Origin of the sequence: Mesorhizobium sp. C264A (genome assembly GCF_040324515.1) — a bacterium.
Lineage (GTDB): Bacteria > Pseudomonadota > Alphaproteobacteria > Rhizobiales > Rhizobiaceae > Mesorhizobium.
The window spans coordinates 771,982-796,006 of record NZ_JAMYVY010000002.1; the positions used below are offsets into that span (position 1 = coordinate 771,982).

The 24,025-nt window shown below is 64.3% G+C and carries 16 protein-coding genes and 1 pseudogene; 9 read left to right on the top strand and 8 right to left on the bottom strand.

Annotated features, from left to right (window positions below):
- The first annotated feature begins 23 nt into the window (after positions 1-23).
- The 6 genes and pseudogenes from NKL04_RS22730 (at position 24) to NKL04_RS22755 (ending at position 7,128) form a co-directional block, all read left to right on the top strand.
- Positions 24-902, top strand: coding sequence for a glucosamine kinase nucleotide-binding domain-containing protein (locus NKL04_RS22730; protein ID WP_023702502.1), 879 nt, complete (start codon positions 24-26; stop codon positions 900-902).
- Entirely contained in the window at positions 899-1,681 is a 783-nt protein-coding gene (locus NKL04_RS22735; protein WP_023696933.1) for a GntR family transcriptional regulator, read from the top strand. Before NKL04_RS22730 ends, NKL04_RS22735 begins: the two co-directional genes overlap by 4 nt.
- Positions 1,678-2,708 (top strand): annotated as a pseudogene (locus tag NKL04_RS22740) (SIS domain-containing protein). The gene NKL04_RS22735 and the pseudogene NKL04_RS22740 overlap by 4 nt, the downstream one beginning before the upstream one ends.
- A complete protein-coding gene (gene nagA / locus NKL04_RS22745; RefSeq protein WP_023702503.1) occupies positions 2,705-3,880 on the top strand; it encodes an N-acetylglucosamine-6-phosphate deacetylase in 1,176 nt (391 codons plus the stop codon). Before NKL04_RS22740 ends, nagA begins: the two are co-directional and overlap by 4 nt.
- 9 nt (positions 3,881-3,889) lie before the next feature.
- On the top strand, positions 3,890-5,002 hold the full coding sequence (locus NKL04_RS22750) for an NAD(P)/FAD-dependent oxidoreductase (protein ID WP_352447207.1): 1,113 nt from the start codon (positions 3,890-3,892) through the stop codon (positions 5,000-5,002).
- A 71-nt stretch (positions 5,003-5,073) separates the two neighbouring features.
- Entirely contained in the window at positions 5,074-7,128 is a 2,055-nt protein-coding gene (locus NKL04_RS22755) for an ABC transporter ATP-binding protein/permease (protein ID WP_023752420.1), read from the top strand.
- 74 nt (positions 7,129-7,202) lie between these two features.
- On the opposite strand, the gene NKL04_RS22760 is transcribed toward NKL04_RS22755, so the two are convergent.
- The 5 genes from NKL04_RS22760 to NKL04_RS22780 all read right to left on the bottom strand — a co-directional run bounded on the left by NKL04_RS22760 (position 7,203) and on the right by NKL04_RS22780 (position 17,133).
- Positions 7,203-8,714, bottom strand: coding sequence for a malonate--CoA ligase (locus tag NKL04_RS22760; RefSeq protein WP_031209739.1), 1,512 nt, complete (start codon positions 8,712-8,714; stop codon positions 7,203-7,205).
- Between the two features lie 275 nt (positions 8,715-8,989).
- On the bottom strand, positions 8,990-9,727 hold the full coding sequence (locus NKL04_RS22765) for a GntR family transcriptional regulator (RefSeq protein WP_023668851.1): 738 nt from the start codon (positions 9,725-9,727) through the stop codon (positions 8,990-8,992).
- Positions 9,728-10,221: 494 nt separating this feature from the next.
- Complete coding sequence (gene rpe / locus NKL04_RS22770) at positions 10,222-10,899, bottom strand: ribulose-phosphate 3-epimerase (RefSeq protein ID WP_023668852.1); 678 nt, start codon at positions 10,897-10,899, stop codon at positions 10,222-10,224.
- Between the two features lie 377 nt (positions 10,900-11,276).
- Positions 11,277-15,149: a DUF7929 domain-containing protein gene (locus tag NKL04_RS22775; protein ID WP_023702505.1), complete on the bottom strand. Its 3,873-nt coding sequence runs from the start codon at positions 15,147-15,149 to the stop codon at positions 11,277-11,279.
- A gap of 10 nt (positions 15,150-15,159) precedes the next feature.
- Positions 15,160-17,133 carry a hypothetical protein gene (locus NKL04_RS22780; protein ID WP_502903376.1) on the bottom strand — a complete coding sequence of 658 codons (1,974 nt, stop codon included), beginning with the start codon at positions 17,131-17,133 and terminating at the stop codon, positions 15,160-15,162.
- Positions 17,134-17,807: 674 nt separating this feature from the next.
- Here NKL04_RS22780 and NKL04_RS22785 point away from each other — a divergent pair.
- From NKL04_RS22785 to NKL04_RS22795, 3 genes are all read left to right on the top strand, one after another.
- On the top strand, positions 17,808-19,226 hold the full coding sequence (locus NKL04_RS22785; protein WP_352724424.1) for an ABC transporter substrate-binding protein: 1,419 nt from the start codon (positions 17,808-17,810) through the stop codon (positions 19,224-19,226).
- Between the two features lie 6 nt (positions 19,227-19,232).
- Entirely contained in the window at positions 19,233-19,685 is a 453-nt protein-coding gene (locus NKL04_RS22790) for a hypothetical protein (RefSeq protein WP_156951513.1), read from the top strand.
- Positions 19,686-19,797: 112 nt separating this feature from the next.
- Entirely contained in the window at positions 19,798-20,097 is a 300-nt protein-coding gene (locus NKL04_RS22795) for a hypothetical protein (RefSeq protein ID WP_156951514.1), read from the top strand.
- Positions 20,098-20,103: 6 nt separating this feature from the next.
- Here the strand turns inward: NKL04_RS22795 and NKL04_RS22800 are convergent, their stop codons facing one another.
- From NKL04_RS22800 to NKL04_RS22810, 3 genes are all read right to left on the bottom strand, one after another.
- Positions 20,104-21,045 carry an alpha/beta hydrolase gene (locus NKL04_RS22800; protein ID WP_023696924.1) on the bottom strand — a complete coding sequence of 314 codons (942 nt, stop codon included), beginning with the start codon at positions 21,043-21,045 and terminating at the stop codon, positions 20,104-20,106.
- Positions 21,046-21,168: 123 nt separating this feature from the next.
- Positions 21,169-21,951: a carnitinyl-CoA dehydratase gene (locus tag NKL04_RS22805; protein ID WP_023696923.1), complete on the bottom strand. Its 783-nt coding sequence runs from the start codon at positions 21,949-21,951 to the stop codon at positions 21,169-21,171.
- Complete coding sequence (locus NKL04_RS22810; RefSeq protein ID WP_023702509.1) at positions 21,944-24,022, bottom strand: acetate--CoA ligase family protein; 2,079 nt, start codon at positions 24,020-24,022, stop codon at positions 21,944-21,946. Before NKL04_RS22810 ends, NKL04_RS22805 begins: the two co-directional genes overlap by 8 nt.
- Between the last annotated feature and the right edge of the window lie 3 nt (positions 24,023-24,025).

Here is a 24,025-nt window from a genome sequence, read left to right on the forward strand (position 1 = left end):
TATCCGCCCGGAGGAGACATCGCGTGAAATTCGTGCTCGGTATCGACGGCGGCGGCACCAGCTGCAGGGCAGCCCTTGCGACAGGCGATGGCGTTGTCATTGGCCGTGCCAAAAGCGGCGCCGCCAACATCCGCACCGATCTCACCGGCGCTCGCACCCACATCGTCGAGGCTGCTCGTCAGGCCTTCATCGCCGCCGGGCAAGATCCGGACCTGATCCCGCAGACACCAGCCATTCTCGGCCTTGCCGGCGCCAATGTCGGCACCTACCGCCAGCAGCTTGAAGCAATCCTGCCGTTCAGCATCAGCCGCGTCGAGACGGACGCCGAGATCGCGCTCGAAGGGGCAGTCGGCTCTGGTGACGGCGCCATGGCCATCCTCGGCACCGGCACCGCCTATATGGCGCGCAAGGGCGGCACGTCGCGCGCCATCGGCGGCTGGGGCTTTCAGGTCGGTGATCAAGGCAGCGGCGCCCGGATCGGCCGCGACCTGCTGGAGCAGACGCTGCTCGCCCATGACGGCGTCCGGCCGCGCTCAGTCCTGACCGACAGCATGATGGGCATTTTCCGCAACAATCCCGAAGACGTGGTCGAGTTCACCACCAATGCCAAGCCCGGCGATTTCGGCGGCTTCGCGCCCAAGGTTTTCGAGCATGCCGAGAAGGGCGACAGCGTCGCCAACTGGATCGTGGACAAGTCGGTTGCCGATGTCGAGGAGTCGCTCCACGCGCTCGACCTCTCTGATGACGCCCCGCTCTGCCTGCTCGGCGGGCTGGCGCCGCTCTATGGGCCGCGCCTTTCCCAGCGCTACCAGGCGCTGGTGAAAGCGCCGCTCGACGATGCGCTGGGCGGCGCCGTGCAGATGGCGGCCCGCATCTTCGCCAAAGCGGAGGCGACGCGATGAGCGACGCCGCCGACCAGATCTTCGCCACGCTGAAGCAGTCGTCGCAGAGCGGCGCCCCGCTCTATCTGCAGCTCAGGAAAAGCATCGAGGACGCCGTCAATCGCGGCCTGATCGGGCCGGGCGATGCGCTGCCTTCCGAGCGCGACATCGCCACCAAGGCCGACATTTCGCGCGTCACCGTGCGCAAGGCGGTGCAGGATCTGGTCAAGGGCGGCATCCTCGTGCAGCGCCACGGCTCCGGCACCTTCGTCGCGCCGCGCATGGAGCGCGTCGAGCAGTCGCTCTCCAGGCTCACTTCATTTACCGAGGACATGGCAAGGCGCGGCATGGCGGTGCGTTCAGCCTGGCTCGATCGCGACCTCTACCCGCCCTCGCCCGACGAGATGATGGTGCTCGGCCTGTCGTCGAACGAGCTGGTGGCGCGCGTGGCGCGCCTGCGCATCGCAAACGACACGCCGCTGGCCATCGAGCGCGCCTCGTTGTCGGCCAGCGTGCTGCCGGATCCGGCCGGGATAGGCTCGTCACTCTATGCGGCGCTGCAACTGACCGGTAACCGGCCGGTGCGGGCGGTGCAGCGCATATCGGCCGCCAATCTCGGCGACGCCGATGCGCGTCTGCTCGAAGTGCCATCCGGCATTGCCGGCCTGCACATCGAACGCATTTCCTATCTCGCGAGCGGCAAGGTGATCGAGTTCACCCGCTCCATCTACCGCGGCGATGCCTATGATTTCGTCGCCGAATTGCGCCTGACAGGGCCGAGCGAAGAGGGCCGACCATGATCCCCAAGACCACCCATATGCGGCGCGAGATCGACGAAATTCCGCAAGCCGTCGCTCGCCTGCTCGATGGCTCGGCGGCGGTGCTGACCGAGGCCGGACGCGGCATTCGCGAGCGCGATCCGAGCTTCGTCGTTACCGTCGCGCGCGGTTCGTCCGACCATGCCGCCACCTTCATGAAATATGCCGTCGAACTGACCGCCGGCCTGGCCGTCGCTTCGGTCGGCCCATCGGTCGCCTCGATCTACGGCGCCAAGCTCAAGCTCGCCGGTTCGGCTTGCCTCGCCATCTCGCAATCCGGCAAAAGCCCTGATATCGTCGCCATGGCCGAGACGGCACGAGCCGGCGGTGCGCTCACCGTCGCCATCACCAACACCGCCGATTCGCCGCTGGCGCGGGCTTCGGATTTTGCCATCGACATTCTGGCCGGCCCCGAGCGCAGCGTCGCGGCGACCAAGACATTCGTCAATTCGGCGGTCGCCGGCCTGGCGCTGATGGCGCATTGCACCGGCGACGACAGACTGCTGGCCGCCCTTGCCCGCCTGCCCGAGCATTTCAGCAAGGCGATCGCCTGCGACTGGATGGCGCTGGCCGGCGCATTGGAGACGCCGCAATCGCTGTTCATCCTGGGACGTGGCCCGTCGGCGGCGATGGCCAACGAGGCGGCGCTGAAATTCAAGGAGACCTGCGGCATGCATGCAGAGGCCTATAGCGCCGCCGAAGTCATGCACGGCCCGCTGGCCCTGGTCGGGCCAGGCTTCCCGGTGCTGGCGCTCGCCGCCCGCGATGCCTCCGAGCCGTCCGTGGCAGAGGCTGCCGACAACCTTGCCGGCAAGGGTGCAGCAGTTTTGTAACCTCGGACAAAGCCAAGAGCGCGGCGCGGCTGCCGCATGTCGCCACCGGTCATCCCTTGACTGACCCGCTGACGCTGATCGTCTCCTTCTACGGCTTCGTCGAAGCCTTCGCCCGCCATCGCGGCCTCGATCCGGATGTACCGCGCAATCTGCGCAAGGTGACGGAAACCGTATGAGCGACCGTTTTGCCCTGACTGGCGCCCGAATTTTCGATGGCGACGACTGGCATGACAACGCCGCCCTTGTCGTGCACGGCGATGTGGTCGAAGGCATTCATCCCGTCGGCGCCATTCCGTCGGGCGTTGCCCGCATCGACGCCGGGGGCGGCATGCTGGTGCCGGGTTTTGTCGACCTGCAGGTCAATGGCGGCGGCGGCGTCATGCTCAACGACCATCCCGATGTCGCCTCGCTGGCAACAATCTGCCGGGCGCATGCGCCGTTCGGCACGACCGCACTGCTGCCGACGCTGATCACAGATACGCCTGACATCACCGCCGCGGCCATTGCCGCCGGCACCGGGGCGGCACGGCAAAAACTGCCGGGATTTCTCGGCCTGCATCTCGAAGGGCCGCATCTCTCCGTCGCTCGCAAGGGCGCGCATGAACCGGCGCTGATCCGGCCGATGACGGATGCGGATGAAGCGGCGCTGGTCGCGGCACGCAAAAACCTGCCGGTGCTGCTGACGACGATAGCGCCTGAATCCGTCGAGCCTGCCCGCGTTGCGGCCTTGGCCAAGGCCGGTGTGATTGTCAGCCTCGGCCATTCCGACACCGGCTACGCCACGGCCAGAGCCTTTGCCGATGCCGGCGCCAGCGTGGTCACACATCTGTTCAACGCCATGAGCCAGATCGGCAACCGTGAGCCGGGGCTGGCGGGTGCGGCCATCGACATAGGCAGTCTGTCGGCCGGGATCATTGCCGACGGCATCCATGTCGATCCCGCCACCATGGCAATCGCGCTGCGCGCCAAGCAGGGGCCGGGCAGGATCGTGCTGGTCACCGACGCCATGGCGACGATCGGCACCGACATGACGTCGTTCACCCTCAACGGCCGCATCATCTATCGCAAGGATGGCAGTCTGCGGCTGGCCGACGGCACGCTGGCCGGCGCCGATCTCGATATGATCTCGGCCGTCCGCTACATGCACAGGATCGTCGGGCTGGACCTGTCGGAAGCGTTGCGCATGGCCTCGCTCTATCCGGCGCAGGCGGTCGGCCAGGCCCACCGGCTCGGCCGCTTCGCCAGTGGCACGGCTGCCGATATTGTCGCTCTGTCGGACAACCTCGACGTCAACGGCGTCTGGATCGGCGGCGACAAGGTTTTTGCAGGCGCGGACAGTCCGCGCTAAAGTCCACTTATGCATGATGTCGACTGCGTTGTCGCCGGAGCCGGTGTTGTCGGCCTCGCCATTGCCCGCGCGCTGGCGCTGTCGAGCCGCGAGGTGCTGGTGGTCGAGAAGGCCGCAGCCATCGGCACCGGCACCAGTTCGCGCAATTCGGAAGTCATCCATGCCGGGCTTCATTATACGCCGGGCAGCCTGAAGGCCCGTCTCTGCGTCAACGGCCGCGAGCGTCTCTATGCCTATTGCCGCGAGCACGACGTCGCCCATCATCGCACCGGCAAACTGATCGTTGCCGTCGAACCCGACCAGTTGGACAAACTGCAGGCGATCCAGATCAACGCGGCGCAATGCGGAGTCGGTGACCTCAAGCTTTTGACGCGCGCAGAGGCCGAAAGCCTGGAACCGGCGCTGAGCTGCGCCGGCGCGCTGCTGTCGCCGTCAACCGGCATCGTCGACAGCCAGGCGCTGATGCTGTCATTGCGTGGAGACGCGGAAGCGGCCGGCGCATCTTTCGCCTTGCTCACCGTTGTCTCAGGCGCGAGCATCGAAGCCGACGGCATCCGGATCGACACGCGCGACGCCGATGGCGAGGGTTTCACCTTGAAGACCGGCGCCTTCATCAACGCCGCCGGCCTCGACGCGCAGGCGCTCGCCGGCCGCATCGAAGGCCTCCCGCAAGACCGTGTTCCGCCGCTGTGGCTGGCGCGCGGCAATTATTTCGCGCTTTCCGGCCGCTCGCCCTTTTCGCGGCTGATCTATCCGGTGCCGGTCCATGGCGGCCTCGGCGTGCATCTGACCCTCGACATGTCGGGGAGCGCGCGCTTTGGCCCGGATGTCGAATGGATCGATCGCGTCGACTATACCGTCGATCCCGCACGAGGCGCTGCCTTCTACGACGAAATCAGGCGCTACTGGTCCGGCCTGGCGGACGGCGCCCTGCAACCGGCCTATGCCGGCGTCAGGCCGAAACTGTCCGGTCCGGGCCAGCCGGCCGCCGACTTCGTCATCCAGGGACCGGCTGACCACGGGGGCGGTCAGATCGTCAATCTGTTCGGCATCGAGAGCCCTGGCCTTACCGCCAGCCTCGCCATCGCAGAACATGTCGTTGGGCTTTTATATCCGCAATGACGGGCGTTCCTGAAACGTCGGGCAGGCGCATACCATGAAACCTTTTGATATGGAGGTCGTTGTCGGGGCATATGTCCGAGGCAAAACCCAAATCGAAACCGGCCGATGGTGTCGGAGCGCGCGATGCCACGAAGTCGCGTCGGGAAAAGCCGTCACGGCAAACGCGCGGAGATGGACCGCGCGAGGACACGCCGCGCGAGAAAAAAGCATCGGCCGCCGAAGCCACGTCCGAGCCCGTTGGCGAGGCTGCGCCGCCGCCGGATGCCGTCGAACCCGATCCCAAGCTGACGCCTGAGCAGGCCGAGCAGGCGCGCAAGAAATATCTGCTGCGGCGTTTCTGGATCAGCGGGCGCGGCTATTGGGGGAGGCATGGCGACAAGCTCGCCTGGCCTTTGACGATCGGAGTGCTGCTGCTGATCTGCATCAACATCGGTTTCCAGTATGGCATCAATGTCTGGAACCGCTCGATGTTCGATGCCCTCGAGCAGCGCAACGCCCGCACGGTCTATCTCCTCAGCGCCGTATTCGTGCCGCTGGTGATCTGCAGCGGCAGCCTTGTCGTCGCGCAGGTCTACCTGCGCATGACGATCCAGCGCCGCTGGCGTTCCTGGCTGACCACCGGGGTCGTCGCGCGCTGGCTGGCAAACGGCCGCTACTACCAGCTGAACCTCGTGGGCGGCGACCACCAGAACCCCGAGGCCCGCATGACCGAGGATCTGCGCATCGCCACCGAGTCGCCGGTCGATTTCACCGCCGGCGTCCTCAACGCGTTCTTGTCGGCCTCGACCTTTATCGTCGTGCTGTGGACCATCGGTGGCGCGCTCACCCTGCCGGTCGGCGGTGAGAGCATCACCATTCCCGGCTTTCTGGTCATCACCGCGATCATCTATGCCGCCATCACCTCGACCTCGATGGTGGTCATCGGCCGCGACTTCGTCCAGCTCTCCGAGCGGAAGAACCAGGCGGAGGCCGAACTGCGCTACACGCTGACGCGCGTGCGCGAAAACGGCGAAAGCATCGCCTTGCTGGGAGGCGAGGACGAGGAGCGCAGCGGCATCGACAGGAATTTCGGCCATGTGCTGAGGCAATGGGCGCTGCTGACCGGACAGCACATGCGCACGGCGGCGGTGTCGCAGGGATCGAGCCTGTTTGCGCCGGTCGTGCCGATCCTTTTGTGCGCGCCAAAATTCCTCGAAGGCTCGATGACGCTTGGCGAGGTGATGCAGGCGGCGTCTGCCTTTGGCATCGTGCAAGGCGCGTTCGGCTGGCTGGTCGACAACTATCCGCGCCTCGCCGACTGGAACGCCTCCGCGCGGCGCATTGCCTCGCTGATGATGTCGCTCGACGGGCTCGAGCGCGCCGAGCAGAGCGATGCGCTCGGACGCATCAACCGGGGCGAAGCGGAAGACGGCGCCATCCTCAGCCTCGACAATCTTTCCGTGACACTCGACGACGGCACCTCCGTGGTCAAGGAAACCGAGGTCGTGATCGAGCCGGGCGAGCGGGTGCTGGTTTCAGGCGAATCCGGTTCAGGCAAGTCGACGCTGGTGCGGGCCGTCGCGGGCCTGTGGCCATGGGGCGGCGGCAGCGTCAATTTCCACACCGACAGGCGCCTGTTCATGCTGCCGCAACGCCCCTACATCCCTTCCGGAACGCTTCGCCGCGCGGTCGCCTATCCCGCGGCGGCGGACAAGTGGACCATCAAGCAAATCAAGGCTGCCCTCGACAAGGTGGGGCTTGGCTATCTCACCGGCAGGATCAAGGAAGAGGCGCCATGGGACCAGACGCTGTCGGGCGGCGAAAAGCAACGCCTCGCCTTCGCGCGCCTGCTGCTGCATCGCCCCGATATCGTGGTGCTGGATGAAGCGACTTCGGCGCTCGACGAGAAGAGCCAGGACACGATGATGTTGACGGTGATCCGCGAACTGCCTGACGTCACCATCATCAGCGTGGCGCATCGTGCGGAGCTCGAAGCCTTCCATAGCCGCAAGATCACCCTGGAGCGGCGGGAGGGCGGCGCCAAGCTCGTCAGCGACGTCGACCTCATCCCGCGCAAGCGCAAACGCAGCCTGCTGAACCGCGCTTTGTGGGGTTCCAGCACTCGGGTGAAAAAGCCGCGCAGGTAAAAGGCGCCACTGCCGAACCGCGAACAGAGATGTCCAGGCGAAGCGCTTGGGCAAAGACATTAGCCGGCTATGGATTAGCCGTAGAGACCCTTGTAGGTCTCGCGCAGCAGGTTCTTCTGCACCTTGCCCATCGTGTTGCGCGGGAGCTCGTCGACGAAGATCACCTGCTTCGGATGCTTGTATTTGGCCAGCTGGTCGGCAATGGCGCCAACGATCTCGGCCCCGGTGATCTGCGATGCCGGCGCACGCACCACGACAGCGGTGACGCCTTCGCCGAAATCGGGATGGGCAATTCCGATGACGGCACTTTCCAAGACGCCGGCAACCGCGTCGATCTCGCTCTCGATCTCCTTGGGATAGATGTTGTAGCCGCCGGAGATAATGAGATCCTTGCCGCGGCCGACGATGTGGACGTAGCCGTCCGCGTCGATGATGCCGAGGTCGCCGGTGATGAAGAAGCCGTCCTTGCGAAACTCCGCCTTGGTTTTTTCCGGCATGCGCCAATAGCCGGAAAAGACATTCGGACCTTTGACCTCGATCATGCCGACTTCACCCTGGCCAAGCGCATCGCCGCTGTCAGGGTCGGCGATGCGCAGCGAAACGCCGGGCAGCGGGAAACCGACCGTGCCGGCCCGACGCTCGCCCTCATAGGGGTTCGACGTGTTCATATTGGTCTCGGTCATGCCGTAGCGCTCGAGAATGTCGTGGCCGGTGCGCTCGCGCCAGGCCTTGTGCGTTTCGGCGAGCAGCGGCGCCGAGCCGGAAACGAACAGGCGGATGTTCTTCGCCGCCTGGACATCCAGCCCGTCCTGCTGCAGGAGCCTTGTATAGAAGGTCGGCACGCCCATCAGCACTGTCGCGCGCGGCAAGAGCGAGACGATGCGGGCGCCGTCGAACTTCTGCTCGAACAGCATCGAGGCGCCGGCCATCAGGGTGACGTTGGTGGCGACGAACAGGCCATGCGTGTGGAAGATCGGCAGGGCATGGATCAGCACGTCATCCCCGGTGAAACGCCATTGCTCGACCAGCACGCGCGCATTGGAGGCCAGGTTTTCGTGGCTGAGCATGGCGCCCTTGGAGCGTCCGGTGGTGCCCGATGTGTAAAGGATTGCGGCCAGATCGTCCGGCCCGCGCGCCACGGCGTCGAAATCCGTGGGCTGTTGTGTCGCCAGTTCGGTCAGCGAGCCCTCACCATTGCTGCCAAGCGTGAAGGTGGCAGCACCCGACGCCTGCGCCAACGGCGCGATAGCGCCGGCGCGGGCCGGGTCGCAGACGACCAGCCGCGGCTCGGCATCACCGAAGAAATAGCCGAGTTCGGCCAGCGTGTAGGCGGTGTTGAGCGGCAGGAAGACCGCGCCGGCGCGCAGGCAGGCGAGGTAAAGGAAAATGCATTCGGGGCTTTTTTCGACCTGCACGGCAACGCGGTCGCCCGGCTCGACGCCGAAATGCCTCAGCGCATGTGCCAGCTGTGCCGATTGCGCCAGCATGTCGCCATAGGCGATCGCGCGTCCGTCATCGGTCGCCATCAGGATGCGCTCGGAGGCTGAAATCCGGCTGCGGAACGCGTCGAACAGGTGATTGGTCATGCGCCTTCCCTAGAGCATGATGCCGAAAAGTGTGAAGCGGTTTTCGGAGGACATCATGCTCTACCCTTTGATTTAGAGCCGGATGATTCCAGGTCGATTCGGCCTGAAATTCATCCGGCTCTAGCGCATGGCCTTGGAACAAAGGAAACGATTTCGCCTCCGTCCGGCAAAAACGTGAAATCGGGTTTGCCGCCGATCAGATGAAGGCAAGCGGACTTGGATAACGGGCGATTTTGGATAGCGGGCGGATTTTGGATAGCGGACCGGAAGCGCTTCTATCTGCGACTGCGCAGCGCCTTGGTGGCGCTCACGCGTGGATCGCCGCTGTCGTTGAAGCGCTCCATGCACATGGCTGCCGTCAGACGGTAGTGGCTGAGGAGGGCTTCAACGGCGCCATCGGCATCGCCATCCACCGTGCGCTCCGCAATCAGCCGATGTTCACTGATTTCGTCGCGCTCGCTGCCGTCCTGGGAGATCAGCCGGTAGCGGGAGGCCTGATCCGAAAGCTGGTCGCAAAAGCCGGTCAGCCAATGCGAGCGGCAGCCTGCGATCAGTGCCCGATGGAAGGCGCGGTGCAGCTTTTCCCATTCCGGATTGTTCGAGGACGGATCCTCCGGCAAGCGGCGCGGGGCACGCGCCAGGCGATGCAAGGCCAGCACGAGCTGCTCTTCCCATTCGCCGGTGCGGTTGGCAATGGATTCACGCAGGGCCCGCTCTTCCAGCCAGCAGCGAGTGCGCGTCAATTCCTCAAGTTCCGGGGCACTGACCGGCATGATGAAGAAACCGCGCTGGTCGTGGCGGCCGAGCAGACCCTCCGAAGCAAGTCGGTTGAGGGCCTCGCGAACCGGTGAGGCGCCGGCGCCGTAACGGGAAACCACCCATTCGACACGAAGCTTGCTTTCACTTTCAAACACGCCGCGCAGGAGATCGTCGCGAAGCTGTTGATAGACCGTACTAGCGAGTGTGCTCTTGGGTCCCGCGCCTTCGCTCACATCGGCAGATCCGTAGGTCAATATGACTCCTGTAGCTCTCCCAAGCTCCGCTAGCCCGTTCGCGAAGCAAACGATTTCCCGTGTGAATCTACTGTAGCTCCTAAGGCATCCGCCCCTCAAGCGAAAGATCACGATATTCGACTTAAAGAGGAAGGTTGACCGCATCTTATCCGCCGGAAGTAACTAAAATCGTGAAAAACTTGTTCTTCTGAAGAAAGTTTGTCTCCCAGCATGGCAGGTGCCCTCGAGAAACAGCTTCGAGATCCCGAATACGGATAATTTTGTCTTAACGCGCGTCATGCCGCCGGATTGACCTCTCCCCGCATGCAGATCCCTTCGGCAGTTATCCACTAGGTTTATGGGCCAAAACTAGTGCCGGATGCCGCGATCCTGTCGCGTGCCGCGATGCCCTTGCGGCTGCCACCCGTTGACGGCTTCTTGGGAGATCGAAGGATCAGGCAGGGAGATCAGGCCGAGGAGAACCGACCAGCCGGGAACTTGCCCTGGAACTGATGTCAGCCGGCAGCCCGGTCGGCCGCGGTTCGGATGGCTTCTATATTGGCCCGGTAGGCTTCGACGCTGCCGCCCTTGAAGATGGCGGCGCCTGCCACCAGCACATCGGCGCCGGCTGATGTGACAAGGGGGGCAGTTTCCGGCGACACGCCGCCGTCGATCTCGATGCGAATCGGCCGGTTTCCGATCAGCGCTTTCACCCGCTTGACCTTGTCGACCATGGCCGGGATGAAGGCCTGCCCGCCGAAACCCGGATTGACGGTCATGATCAGGATCAGGTCAAGCCGGTCGAGCACATATTCGATCGCACTTTCCGGCGTCGCCGGATTGAGCGATACGCCGGCCTTCTTGCCGAGACCCTTGATGGTCTGAAGCGAGCGGTCGAGATGCGGTCCGGCCTCGGCATGCACGGTCATGCCGTCGCAGCCGGCATCGGCAAAGGCAGCCAGATAAGGATCGGCCGGCGCAATCATCAAATGGCAGTCGAAAAAGGCCTTGGTGCGGTTGCGGATGGCCTTGATCACCGGCGGGCCGAAGGTGATGTTGGGCACGAAATGCCCGTCCATGACGTCGAGATGGATCCAGTCGGCGCCGGCCGCCGTCACCGCCTCGACCTCGTCGCCGAGCTTCGAGAAATCCGACGCCAGCACCGATGGCGCGATCAGGGTCTTCCTGCTCATGATGCGGCCCCTTTGGGCGCCCTGTTTGCGGGCGCGATCCAAACGTCTGCCTAGACCATGATCCCGAAAAGGGAAAGTCGGTATTTGTTGTGCTAGGAGCGGCCTCGGCTGATGCCTTACCTGCTCGGCCTCGCTTCCGGTTATGGCCCAATTGGCGAAAACAGAAAGGAGAGCTCAGACGGGAAAGACCGTCTCTTCCATGCTGACGTCGCTGGACGGCTTTATCGAGGGACCGTCGGGCGACAGCGGCTTGCTGGTGTCCGAGGAAGATTGCACCGGCATTTCAACGACGAGATGCGGCGGACCCCGATCGCGCTGACGAAAAAAACCCGCCGAATCGCTCCGGCGGGGTTCTGAATTTTGACTCGTATCAGATCCTATGGCTTGAAGTTGGCCGCCGGATCCCTTTGCGGCTGTACCTGCGTCTGCGGCGTGCGCTTCGGTATGAACTGCTGAAGGACACCTGGATTGAGCAACAGGGTCGGGTCGAGCGACGGCTGCTGCCGGATGGCTCTGCAGTTCGGGAACCGACCAACGGTGCCTTCGGGGCAGCGCCGCCTGATGATCGGCACGCACTGGCCGCCGACCATCTGCGAGCCCGGGGCGCAGTCTCCCACCTGCGGCCTCGGCTTGCGGCATGCGCCGTCGATCACCTGGGTGCCGCGCGGGCAAACACACTCGCCGCGCTTGTTGTGCACCTGGCCGCGTATGTCGCACTGTTCCAGCACAGGCTTCTTCTGCCGGCAGGCATTGCCTTGCACCTCGGTACCCCGCGGGCAGACACAATTGCCGTTGGCGTCGTGGACCTGGCCGCGGATCGAGCACTGCTCGGGCTTCGGCCGGATCGGCCGGCAGACCTTGCCCCTGACTTCTGTGCCGTCCGGGCAGACGCAATCGCCATTGGCGTTTTGGATCTGACCACGGATCGAGCATTGTTCAGGCTTTGGCCGGATCGGCCGGCAGGCTCCATTGCGCTCCTCTGTCCCACGCGGGCAGACACAATCGCCATCGGCGTCATGAACCTGGCCGCGTATGCTGCACTGCTCGGGCTTCTGCTTGTCGCGCACGCAGGCATTTGCCTGTCGGTCGAGATGCGTACCTTCCGGGCAGTAGCAGCCATTGCCGTCCGACGTCGGGACCGAACCGGGGATGGCGCAGCCAGGCTTGTCGGTCTTGACGCAAGCGCCGTTCTCAAGCTCGGTTCCGCGCGGGCAGACACAGCGTCCATCCTCGGTGCGGATCTGGCCCTTGAGCAGCACGCAGGGCCTCGGATCCTTCGGCTGGATGATGACGCCGCCGTCGGGCGAGCACTGGCCGTTGCGGAACGTCGTGCCTTCCGGACACACGCACCGGCCGGCATCGTTCATGACGAAGCCTGGCGAGCATTCCTTCTTCACCTCGCGCTTGATGGTGAACGGATGGCAGGCATAGGCCTTGCCGCGATCGCCCTGGACGTTGGTCAGGTCGCCGGGCAGTACGTCGCCGCCGCCTTGCACCCTGGTGTCGGGAGACAAGACGCCGACGCAGTTCTGGCCGCTGACGTTGCCCCGCAGATTGACCAGGGGAGCGTCGGGAAGGACCACGGTGACCTTGTGCACATGGCTTTCCCCGGCGCCGAGCGTCAGGTTGGCAATGCAGGTCAACGGCAAGGTCGTCGGTTCGGGCGAGCAGCCAAAGGGCGGTTCGATCGAGGTGATCGCGACGCCTTGCAGCCGCCCCAGGCCGTCCACCCCGATCGCATCGCCGATGCGGACCGGACCGGAGAAGGCGGTCTGGCCATCATTGGTGATGGTGATCTCGAACGAGCAGGGTTGCCCGGGCTGGCACTCGGCATCGCCGGTCTTCTTGACGCTGACGGTGGACGTGCCGCCGCCCTTGGCGCAGGCCTGGCCGATCGGGTAGACGATATCGTCTCCAGGGGCCGGGCCGTATGAGCCGCGTGCGCAGTTCTCGAACGCGCCATTGGCCGAGACCGTCACATCGAAGTGCCTCGATGTTCCGGGAGTCATCGCGGCGCCGGGTATCTGGCACGACAGCGCGTTGGCCGGAACCGCTCCGCAGGCCCATTCCGCGCCGTCGGGTGTGACGGTCTGGATCTGGACCGGCGCGCCACCCGATATCAGCGTGGCAGCATCGTTGACCCGCACCGGACCGGTGGGGGCAGCGGTGCCAAGGCTGATGACGGTGATGCGGCAGGAAACCACCGCTGCACCGGCGAGCGAGCCGTTGCACACCTTGGTTATGCGCAGGGTCGGCTTGCCGCCATTGGGACGACGGAAGCGTTCCTTGGCGCAGGCCTTGTTGTTGGTGAGGTCGACCTCACCGGGGACGGGCTTCAGCGCCGCGCAGTTCTCGACCGCATCCGACTGGTAGCCGGCCGGCATGATCGCCTTGACGACGATCGGCGTCGATGCGCCCGGCATCAGCACGATGCCGGCATTGTCGCAGCGGAACTGGCCAGGACCGTTCGGTCCGCATGTCCAGGGCGGAGACGGGCCGAAGGTCGAAGAGACCGGCGCGCCGCCCGGGTAATTGTCGATAACCGTCAGCGGCCCATTATAGGGGACGCTGCCATTGTTGATGATGTCGATCACGAAGTAGCAGATGCCGTCGGGCGTGCAGACCGGGATGCGGGCACGCTTCTTCAGGATCAGGTCGACCTTCTTGTCGACCGGGGGCCGGCAATCGCGGTCGCGGTCGCCACGCCGGCAGATCGGGATCGAGGCACAGCCGCGATCGTTCTGCTGGCTGCCGAACAGCGGCTTGCCGCTGGCGCCGTAGTTATAGGTGGCGCAGTTGCGCAGCGCGCTGCCTTGCCAACCACCCGCCGGCTTGAAGCCGAGCTTGAGGTTGATGGAGGCCCCCGGATTGAGCGTGGTCACCGGATAGGTGCACGTCATCGGGGTCACGCCGGGCATGCATACCCAGGGCGGATTGGGCCCTGAATCCAGAGTCGAGCCGGCCGGCAGCGTCACCTCGTCGAGCACGATCTTGCCGTGATACGGCCCGTCGCCGACATTGGTGACCTTGATGGTGAAGTCGCAGCCGCCGCCCATCGTGCAACGCGTCACGTCGGCGCGTTTCTCGACCTTGAGGTCCGGTTCCTTGTCCTTGGGCGGACATCTCAAGTCACGCGGGATGACGATGTCGATGGTCTGCGTGCAGCATAGTCCCCAGCCCTCCTTCGGGCCGGCATAGGTCTCGATGCCGGTTACGATGAGGTGGATGACGTCGCCGGGCGACGCACCGACGATCTTCCAGTTCAGCACACCGCCGCCCGCCGGCACCAATTGCGTGTCGGGGATGATGGTGATGCCTGGGGTCGTCGTCGATACCTGCACCCATTTGCCGCCCATCTCCGGGCCGACAGGCATGTGGTAGATGAACGCGCCGCCGCCTTGCACGCAATCGACCGTGCCGCGCTCCACCTTGAAACATTCCCGGTCGGGAGGCGGAGGCCGCTTGTCACAATTGGTGAGGTCGATCTTGATCGAGGTCTTGGCCCCGGTCTTGTAGTCGCCGTCGTCGGGCTTGCCCGGATCCTGCGACGGGATGATGGCCCCCGTGCCGACGCCCGGCGTCACCTTGATCATGCCCTGGTTGTCGACGATGGTCGGCGAAGGAAACGCCGCATGGTCGATCTTGGCGGTGATCTTGAAATTGATGACGCGTTCATTGCCAGCCCCGGCGCCGTCGAGATCGGTGGTGGAAATCCGGAAATCGGAGACCGTTGCCGTATCGTTCGGATTAGCCGAGGTGCTGATTGTCGCACCCGGCAGCGGTCCGCCAGACGCATCCGTGCCGTCGCCGGACACGTTGACGTTGACGATCGCAAGACCGTGCGGAAGCTGATCCTTGAAGTCGAGTTGGAGTTTCTTCAGCCTGGCCGAAAAGCTTGGGTCGGCAAAGCCTTGCGGGTCGCCGCGCAGGCCAAAGCTCAGGGAGTAGACGACGTAGTCGCAGCTCCTCTGTGTGCCTGTTTTGGTGAAGAACGGCACGATCCGTTCCGGCCTCGGATTGACGATTTTTGAATTGTCCAGGTCGAGCCGCAGTTCCGGAGTGATCGGGACTGCATCTTCGGCGTGGCTTGCCACAGGGGTGAACATGGCGACCGCGATACCGGCCGCCATCAGCCAGCGCGCGCCGCGCCTGGCATATGACAGGGGTTTCATGATGGTCTCCATGACGGTTGGCTGCTTGCCGGTGGATTGACTGCTGTTCGCGGTCGGGGAAAGTGCGAGATTTTTCATCTTCCCCTCCTCAACGTTCGCAGCTGACGGCTGGGGTTCTGAGCGGCAAAGTCATCTTGCAGCAAGGGTAGTAGCCACCCTTGTCCTTGTCGGACTGCCTGTAGAAGCAAAGTCCAACATCGACTCTGTCGCCCGGAGAATGGCCGGTGATGTCGACCGTGTAAGGCTTACCGGGAGCATGCGACTGGGGTGATGTCACCCCGACGCCTGGTGTCCTGGACTTTGTCTCACTGGAAGGCTGGACCTTGATCGAATCGCCGCCAAAGCCGGCATGGTCATGGAGATAGAGGTCGGCCTGGAGGCCGCGAGGCGTGCAGTAGAACTGAACATCCTCGACATCGATGCACGGAGGCAGATCGCCGGGCGGTGGGAAGTCCGGCGGATAGAACGGCGGCAGATAACCGCCGGGGATCTCTTCATAATAGCCGGCACGGCCTTCGCAGGGGTGCCAGACCTCGACGTCGCCGACATGGCCTTCCACTTCCGGGTCTTCGAAATAGCCGTCGAAGTCGACGAACCACGAGCCGAAAGGCGGCACGTTGGCCGGCTTGACCAACGGCGTCGGCGTGATCTGCACGCCGTGCACGGCAAGCGGCCCGCCGGCGGCGAGGTGGTCGGCAAGTGTCGGGTTGTCGCGCAGCTTGTCGCCGGTGTTGACCAGCGTGTCGGTGCACACGCCGGTGTCGAGATTGCCGTCGGCGTCATAGCCATATTGCAGGTCGAGCCCACCGGCCGACTGCCGGTTGCCTTGCGGGAAGCCGACCGCATATTCCTGCGGCTCTTCCACCCAGACCGATTCCGTTGCCGGATCGTCCGGGTTTTCGCGCCAGTAGCGGATGACCTCGCCCTTGCCGGAATCGGCGAACTGGCTGTAATCGTAGCGATTCTCGACCGGGCCGCGCTGCGCCAGATACATGAAACCCTGGTTGTCGAAGGCGATGTCGGTGACGGCGTAGTCCTTGTCGGCCTTGACCGTCAGCTCCCAGCGCGGATCACCGGCAAAGCTGCCATCGCGGGCAATGCCAACCGACCAGATCTCGGCCTTTTCGCCGACCGAATAATAGAGCCGGCCGCCATGATAGGCGACGGACCAGACGCGGCGTTCGTCCTGCGTGTAGCCCCATGTGTCGGGGTCTTCCGAGTCGAAGGCAGCACCCTGTATGTCCATCACCGCACCGTCCTCGGCGACGGGAGCCAGCCCATGCGCCGGCCGCCCGGCAACGCCGTGATTGAATGTGTCGATCAGCGTGCCGTTGGCATCGAGGCGGTGGATGAGGCCGGTGTCGAGATCGCTGGCGAAGAACTCGCGGTGATTGCTGTCGAAGCTGATGTCGCCGATGCCGGAACCGCTGTTGGTGTCAATGTCGGCGAATTTGGAGACCGCGCCGGTGATGCCGTCGATCTTCCAGATCGTGCCCGGACCGCCACCGCTTTCGGTGCCGAACTGGCCGTCCATGAAGACGGCGCCTGCGGTTCCGCGGCGCTGTCGCTCGGGCCGACCGTCGGCATCTTCGTCCGGGGTGACGATACGGATGCCGTGCAGGGAGGTAGCGCCGGCATAGAGGTTGGGGACGCCCGAGGGAACGCCGTCGCGCACACCGTCATCATAGGTGATGGCGAACACCTGGCCGATCTGTTCGGCCGTCACCTCGAAGGGCGGCGGCGTGTAGACGAGCTGGCCGGAAGCCGGTCCGCCGAGCGCCGAAACGTCGAAGACGCGCAAGGTGGCGCGCGTCGTGTCGATGAAGGTTTCGTCGACCGGGTCGACGCCGGGCGGCAGCCCCCCCCTTTCGGAATCGGCAGAGTCGAAATTGGGAATGACGGTGCCGGAAAATCCGGTGACCGCCATCGAGCCGGGATAGATGATCTGGGTTTCCTGCGCTTGGGCGGCTGTGTCCAACCAGAGCGTGGCGCTCAGCGCCAGGGCAAGCAAACCGCCGGCCAGATGGAGCGAACGGCGCAAACCGCCGCTTGGAGACGACATGGACGCGCCGCGATCGCAGGACATAAAACTCCCCCCGAAGTTTTCGGGAGGAACATCCGGTCCGGCCGCGCGAAACAGGGCAAGGCGCGGCGTTCCGGCACGTTCGTCCCTGATCGAATTGTCTGCTTTCCTCATCTTCACGATACGCCTGCTCCTGCGCAGGGTCAACGGAATCAGCCGAAAGCCCAGCGCATCGACTCCATCCCGAAGGCGGTGGTCGCGCTGAGCTTGCGTTGGTCCCGGAGACCGTGGAGCCTCTGGGGTCCTGGTCATGGGGCATCCTTTCCGGCCCGCACCATGCGGCGCCTGGTCGTCAGTCGCCGGCTGGAGCAGAAAGGTTCATGCAAAACGGCGGCCGGGTCTGTCCGCCATTTCACAGAGGCGCGGCTAATTCCTTGTGTCAACTCAGGTGGAAAACAGTCTTGGCGCGCGAAAGACCGGCCGGCTTACTTACCGTCAGTGCCGGCTTCTGCTAGCGTCTTCCCAACCCTGGGGGGTATCATGACACGCAGGCACTTCGTTCTATTGCTGGCGGCGCTTTTTCCATGTGCGTTGCCGGTCCATCAATCCTTAGCCAAGACCTTGGTCTACTGCACCGAGGTTAGCCCGATACGTTCGATCCCGCACTCGCCTCCGGATCCCGCGACGCCTCGGCCACCGCTCTCTATAACCGCATGGTCGAGTTCGAGCCCGGCACCACCAAGGTGCGCCCCGGCCTTGCCGAAAGCTGGGAGATTTCCGACGATGGCCTCACCTACACATTCCACCTGCGGCAGGGCGTGAAATTCCACAGCGTCGAGGGCTTTACGCCTAGTCGCGACTTCAATGCCGATGACGTGCTGTTCACCTTCGACCGGCAGGCCAACGCGCAGAACCCGTTCAACAATTACGCCAAACGCCAGTACATTTACTTCGACGGCATCGGCATGCCGGATCTTGTCGCCGGTTGGCGCAAGCTTGACGACCATACTGTGGTGATGACGCTGAAGGCGCCGCATTCGCCGATGCTTGCCGACCTGGCGATGGATTTCGCTTCGGTCGTTTCCAAGGAATATGCCGACAAGCTCGTCGCAGAGAAGCGGCTTCTCGACCTGGCGCTGAAGCCGGTCGGGACGGGTCCGTTCCAGCTTGTCGACTACCAGCAGGATGCAGTCATCCGCTACAAGGCCAATCCGGACTACTGGCGCGGCAAGCCGAAGATCGACGATCTCGTCTTCGCCATTGCCACCGATGCCAGCATTCGCATGGAAAAGCTGCGCGCCGGCGAATGCGATCTCATGCCCTATCCAAATCCGGCCGACCTGGAGGCGATCAAGGCGACGCCCGGAATCAAGGTCATGCGGCAGGAGGGCCTCAATACGGGATACCTCGCCTTCAACACCTTGCAGAAGCCCTTCGACGATCCAAGGGTGAGGAAGGCGATCGCCATTGCCATCGACACGCAGGCGCTGGTCGACGTCGTATTCCGCGGCACCGGCGAAGTCGCACGCAATCCGCTGCCGCCAACCTCCTGGGCCTATGACAAGACGAGCCCCGATCATGTCTTCGACCCCGCTGCCGCCAGGCAGGGGCTCGCCGATGCCGGCGTAAAAGACCTGCACATGAAGATCTGGGCGATGCCGGTACAGCGTCCGTATAACCCGAATGCGCAGCGTATGGCCGAAATGATCCAGTCCGACCTGGCAAAGATCGGTGTCACCGTGGAAGTCGTGACGTATGAGTGGACTGAATACCTTGCCCGCTCGAAGTCACGCGACCGCGACGGCGCCATGCTGTTCGGCTTCACCGGCGACAATGGCGACCCCGATAACTTCCTGTCGGTGCCGCTTGGCTGTGCCGGCGTCGGCACCACCAATCGTGCCAACTGGTGTTTTCCGGCCTTCGACGATCTGCTAAAGCAGGCAGCCGGGATCGTCGATCCCGCTGCCCGCGCAAAACTCTATTCGCAGGCGCAAACGATCTTCAGGGAGCAGATGCCGTGGGTCGCTATCGCCCACTCCGTGGTCTCGATCCCGATGCGCGAACAGGTGACGGGCTATGTCATGGACCCCTTTGATCACCACGATTTCTCGGGCGTCGATATCAAGGAATAGCGTTCGGTGTCTGCCGCAGATCTCGATGTCTATGTAGAGAGCCTGCGCAATTTCCGACTGGTGCGGAGCTATTGCATCGCGCAGTCACTGCCTTACCTGGAACAGGCTGGATTGAAAGTGCGCCTGCTCGACCGGCCGGCCGGCCGAGATCGGGCGCCGGTGGCCTTTCTGCATGTCGACCTGACAATCGTGCCGCCAACGTACCGCGGTCTCGGCCACCTCTACGACCGCACCATCAATGGCCGCGCGCTGTCCATCCACCGGCACCTTTATTCGACACTGAAGCTGGAGGCCGGCGACAGCCACAAGGGGCCGGTTGTCGTCAAGACGGTCCTCAACTCCAGGGGCCGACCAGAGCAGCGCTGGTGGCAGCATCGCAACGGCCTGACCAGGAGGCGCGCATGCCATCCGCAAGCTCTTCGAACCCGGCTACAAGGACCGCCTGTGCCCGCCCTATAAGGTCTACCAGACGATCGGCGAGGTTCCGCGGGATGTATGGCGCAACAATCGCCTGATGGTGGAAAAATTCGCTTTCGATACGCTCGACCTGCCCATCGTCAAGCACCGCTACATGTTCCTGCTCGGTGCCGAGGTCAACATGCGGCAGGTCTACGACGATGTGTTGTGCGCCGGCTCAAAAATCCTGAGCAATGAGGTGGGCGGCGCCGTGCCACCGGAAGTGCTGGCGGTGCGGCAGCGGCTCAACCTGGACTTCGGCGCCATCGACTATTTCATTGTCGATGGCAAAGGCGTTGTCGTGGATGCCAACAAGACCGTCGGCTCAAACCCTGAATGGCTGAAGAAAAACCGCTTTCGTCGGGAATTCAACGATCGCATGGCTGAGGAACTGATCGCCTTTGTCCGCGGTTGAGCCGGATCACCAGATCCAGTCGCCCTTGCCCAGCACCGACACCGCTTCGACGATACGGTTGAAGCTGGCGCGGGCCCGGCCGACCGTGTGCCTGGCCCGGAGATAGCCATGCACCAGCCCCGGCTCCTCGGACCAGCTGGCGTGTCCGCCTGCGGTAAGGATGCGGTCGCGGTAGGCCTCGCCGTCGGACGACAGCGGGTCGCATTGCGCGGTGATCAGCACGGTTGGCGGCAGTTTGGTGAAATCGGTGTCGGCGAGCGGCGACAAGGTGATGTCACCAGTACCGTCAGCGCCGCCGGTGCGGATGTGCTTGTAGAATTCGAGATCGCGCATGGTCAACATCGGTGCTTCGGCGTGCGCGACATACGAGCCCTTCGAACGGTCGCCGCCGAGGCCCGGATAGATCAGCACCTGGCCGATCGGCTTTTTGGCATGGCCACGCGTTGCGTGAGCAACAGCCGCGCAGAGATTGCCGCCGGCGCTGTCGCCGCACAGCAGAATAGGGCGGTCGTAGGTTTTGGCTGCCCATTCGAAGGCACGTAAAGCATCGTCGAAAGCGGCCGGGTGCAAATGCTCCGGCGCCAGCCGGTAATCGATGGAACCCACCTCGTAACCGGTGCGGGCGCAGAGCTCGGCGCAGACATCGTCATGGCTGTCTAGGCCGCCGAGGATGAAACCCCCGCCATGGATGTAGAGCACCATCGCCGCCGTGTTCGGGGTAGCGCTGCGATAGATGCGGATCGGGATGTCGTGTGATCGGTTGGCAATGAAAGTCGTTTCCGCCGTCACACCATTGGGATAGCCGGCAAAGAACTCGCGGCACATCCGGTCATAAATCGCACGCTGCTGGGCGATGGTGTAGTCGATCGTATCGGGCGGGTAATAGGAATTGGTCCGCTCGATGAAGGCCCAGGTCTCGGCATCGATGAGGGTTTTGTAGTCGGTCATGCAGCTCCTTTACCTCCCCCTTGATGGGGGAGGTCGCCGCGAAGCGGCGGGTGGGGGTGGTGGCGCATCACCCCACCCCGGACCTTCGGTCCGACCCTCCCCATCGAGGGGAGGGTAAAGAGGCTACTTCCCCTTCCACACCGGGTCGCGCTTCTCCGCAAACGCCCGGAACCCTTCCATACCGTCCTCGGAGCCATAAAGCGCATCGACCGTCGCCAGTTGCCGGCGCGTGACGCGGTTCATGGCATCCTGGAAGGTCAGCGCCTCGGCCACCCGCGCCGTCTCCTTGATCGCGGCAAACACCAGCGGCGGGCCGCTGGCCAGTAGCCTTGCGACCTCCCAGACGCGGTCTTCAAGCTTTTCCTTGGGCAACACTTCGTTGACCAGGCCCCAGCGATGCGCTTCCGCTACATCCATCCAGCGGCCGGTGAGCAGCAAGTCCATGGCGACATGATAGGGAATGCGCTTCGGCAGCTTGATCGTCGCGGCGTCCGCTAGCGTGCCGGCGCGGATTTCGGGCAGTGCGAAGGAGGAGTGGTCGGAGGCGAAAATGAGGTCGCAGGACAGCGCCAACTCGAAGCCGCCGCCGACCGCCATGCCGTTGACGCAGGCGATGACCGGCTTGTTCATGTCGCGCAGCTCCTGCAGGCCGGCAAAGCCGCCGACGCCATAGTCGCCGTCGACCGCGTCGCCACCGGCGGCTGCCTTCAAATCCCAGCCGGCGCAGAAGAACTTGTCGCCGGCGGTCTTGACGATGGCGACGCGCAGTTCCGGGTCGTCGCGGAACGCCTTGAAGGTCTCGCCCATCAGCCGCGAGGTCTTGAGGTCGATGGCGTTGGCCTTGGGCCGGTCGAGCGTGACCTCGAGGATGGTGCCCTCGCGGCGGGTGGAAATGACGTCAGACATTCTTCTTCTCTCCCAGCACCAGCAGCGCGTCGGCGATCCAGGCGCCCTTGCCCTCGGCGCAGACGATCAGCGGGTTGATGTCGAGTTCCTCGATCTCTCCGGCATTCGTCTGCACGAAGCCGGCAATGCCCGCGATGGCGTCGATGGCCGCGGCGACATCGGCCTTCGGCCGGCCGCGATAGCCCTCAAGCAGAGGGAACAGTTTCAGGCCGCGTAGCGCCGCCTCGATATCGTCGCGCGTTGCCGGCAGCATCAAGGTCACGCTGTCGCGCAACAGCTCGACCAGCACGCCGCCAGTTCCCAGCGTCATGACGGCGCCGAACATCGGGTCGCGGGTAAAGCCGACAATCAGTTCGGCAACGCCGTCGCGCACCATGCGCTCGACATAGAGCCCGGTGCCGAGCGGCAAGAGATCGTGCGCCGCGGTGCTGACGGATTCGGCGTCCTTGAGGTTAAGCCTGACAGCGCCGACTTCCGACTTGTGGGTGACGCCAAGCGCCTTCAACGCCACCGGGAAGCCGAGCGCCATCGACGAAATCACCGCTTCGACGGCATTGGCGGCGCGTTCGGCCTTCGGCACCGGCAAGCCGGCCTCGATCAGCCGCGCCTTGGCTTCGGCCTCGTCAGGGGTGACATGATCGCCGCCGGCAGCACCTGCAGCCGACGTGTCGATCGGCTGCGCCTGCGGCTCGGCCCAGGCCCAGCCGATGAAGGCCGCCGCGCCTGCGGCATCAATGGCCTCGGAAATGCCGAACAACGGCACCATGCCGCGCGCCATCAGCTCGGCGGTGTATTCCTCCGGCAGGTTCTCCGGCAGCGACGAGACAATCGCGCCATGCGCCTTGTTGGTCTTCAGCGCCGCCTCGAAGGCGCGCAGCGTCGCCCACCAGTCGGTGACCGAGCAGCGGTCGGGGCGCGGGAAATCGAGCACCAGCATGTTGAGGTCGAAACCGCCCGACACCATGGCGGTGAAGGTGGCGGTCATCGCCGGTTCATTGTTCCAGATGAAGGTGTGATAGTCCAACGGGTTGGCGACCGCGACCAGCGGCCCGAGCGTCGATTTGACATGGGCGCGGTGTTTGCTGGTGAGCTCCGGGAAATTGACCCAGCGGCCTTCGGCGCTGTCGGCCATGACAGAGGCTTCGCCGCCCGAGCAACTCATCGATGACAGTCTATAGCCGGGCAGTGGTCCTGTGACGTGCAGAAGCTTCAGCGCCTCGATAAAGGCGGGGATGGAATCGACGCGCGCAATGCCGAGCCGCCGCAGGAAAGCGCCCGAAGCGGCATCCGAACCGGCGAGCGAAGCTGTGTGCGAGACGGTCGCCTGCCTGGCCTGTTCGGACCGGCCGACCTTCATGGCGATGATCGGCTTCTTCAGTTCGCGCGCCCGCGCCGCCAGCTTCTCGAAGCCGGCTACCGAATCGAAGGCTTCGATGTGCAGGCCGAGCGAGGTGACGCGCTCGTCCTCGATCAGGCCGAGCGCCATTTCGGAGAGGCCGGTCTGCGCCTGGTTGCCGGCGGTCATCAGGAAGGCGATCGGCAGGCCGCGCTTCTGCATCGTCATGTTGATGGCGATGTTGGAGGACTGGGTGATGATGGCGACGCCCTTGGCGCCTTCGGGCAGCCTGATGCCGCCATGCTGGTCGGGCCATAGCAGCGCGCCATCGGCATAGTTGATCAGGCCGTAGCAGTTCGGCCCGATGATCGGCATCTGGCCCGCGGCAGCCACCAGTTCGGCCTGCAGCCGCTCGCCGTCATCGTCATAGGCCTCGGTCTCAAGAAAGCCCGCGGCAAAACAGACGGCGCCGCCGGCGCCACGCTTGGCCAGCGCCTTGATCACCTCGATGGTGAGATGCCGGTTTACGCCGACAAAGGCGGCGTCGGGCGCCCCGGGCAATTCGGCGACCGAGCGATAGGCCTTGCGGCCGGCGACCTCGTCCTTGTTCGGATGCACCGGCCAGATTTCGCCGACAAAGCCCATCTTGATCGATTGGGCGACGACGGCGGCGGCCTGGGCCCCGCCGAACACCGCGATGGATTTTGGGCGCAACAGACGCTCAAGCTTGTGCATGGG

Bases quoted from the DNA above. Each gene is read 5' to 3' on its own strand.
- NKL04_RS22810 (WP_023702509.1), bottom strand. From the start codon at position 24,022: ATGCACAAGCTTGAGCGTCTGTTGCGCCCAAAATCCATCGCGGTGTTC.
- NKL04_RS22795 (WP_156951514.1), top strand. From the start codon at position 19,798: ATGTTCCTGCTCGGTGCCGAGGTCAACATGCGGCAGGTCTACGACGAT.
- NKL04_RS22805 (WP_023696923.1), bottom strand. From the start codon at position 21,951: ATGTCTGACGTCATTTCCACCCGCCGCGAGGGCACCATCCTCGAGGTC.
- NKL04_RS22755 (WP_023752420.1), top strand. From the start codon at position 5,074: ATGTCCGAGGCAAAACCCAAATCGAAACCGGCCGATGGTGTCGGAGCG.
- nagA (WP_023702503.1), top strand. From the start codon at position 2,705: ATGAGCGACCGTTTTGCCCTGACTGGCGCCCGAATTTTCGATGGCGAC.
- NKL04_RS22750 (WP_352447207.1), top strand. From the start codon at position 3,890: ATGCATGATGTCGACTGCGTTGTCGCCGGAGCCGGTGTTGTCGGCCTC.
- NKL04_RS22800 (WP_023696924.1), bottom strand. From the start codon at position 21,045: ATGACCGACTACAAAACCCTCATCGATGCCGAGACCTGGGCCTTCATC.
- NKL04_RS22780 (WP_502903376.1), bottom strand. From the start codon at position 17,133: ATGTCGTCTCCAAGCGGCGGTTTGCGCCGTTCGCTCCATCTGGCCGGC.
- NKL04_RS22775 (WP_023702505.1), bottom strand. From the start codon at position 15,149: ATGAAAAATCTCGCACTTTCCCCGACCGCGAACAGCAGTCAATCCACC.
- rpe (WP_023668852.1), bottom strand. From the start codon at position 10,899: ATGAGCAGGAAGACCCTGATCGCGCCATCGGTGCTGGCGTCGGATTTC.
- NKL04_RS22735 (WP_023696933.1), top strand. From the start codon at position 899: ATGAGCGACGCCGCCGACCAGATCTTCGCCACGCTGAAGCAGTCGTCG.
- NKL04_RS22785 (WP_352724424.1), top strand. From the start codon at position 17,808: ATGGTCGAGTTCGAGCCCGGCACCACCAAGGTGCGCCCCGGCCTTGCC.
- NKL04_RS22760 (WP_031209739.1), bottom strand. From the start codon at position 8,714: ATGACCAATCACCTGTTCGACGCGTTCCGCAGCCGGATTTCAGCCTCC.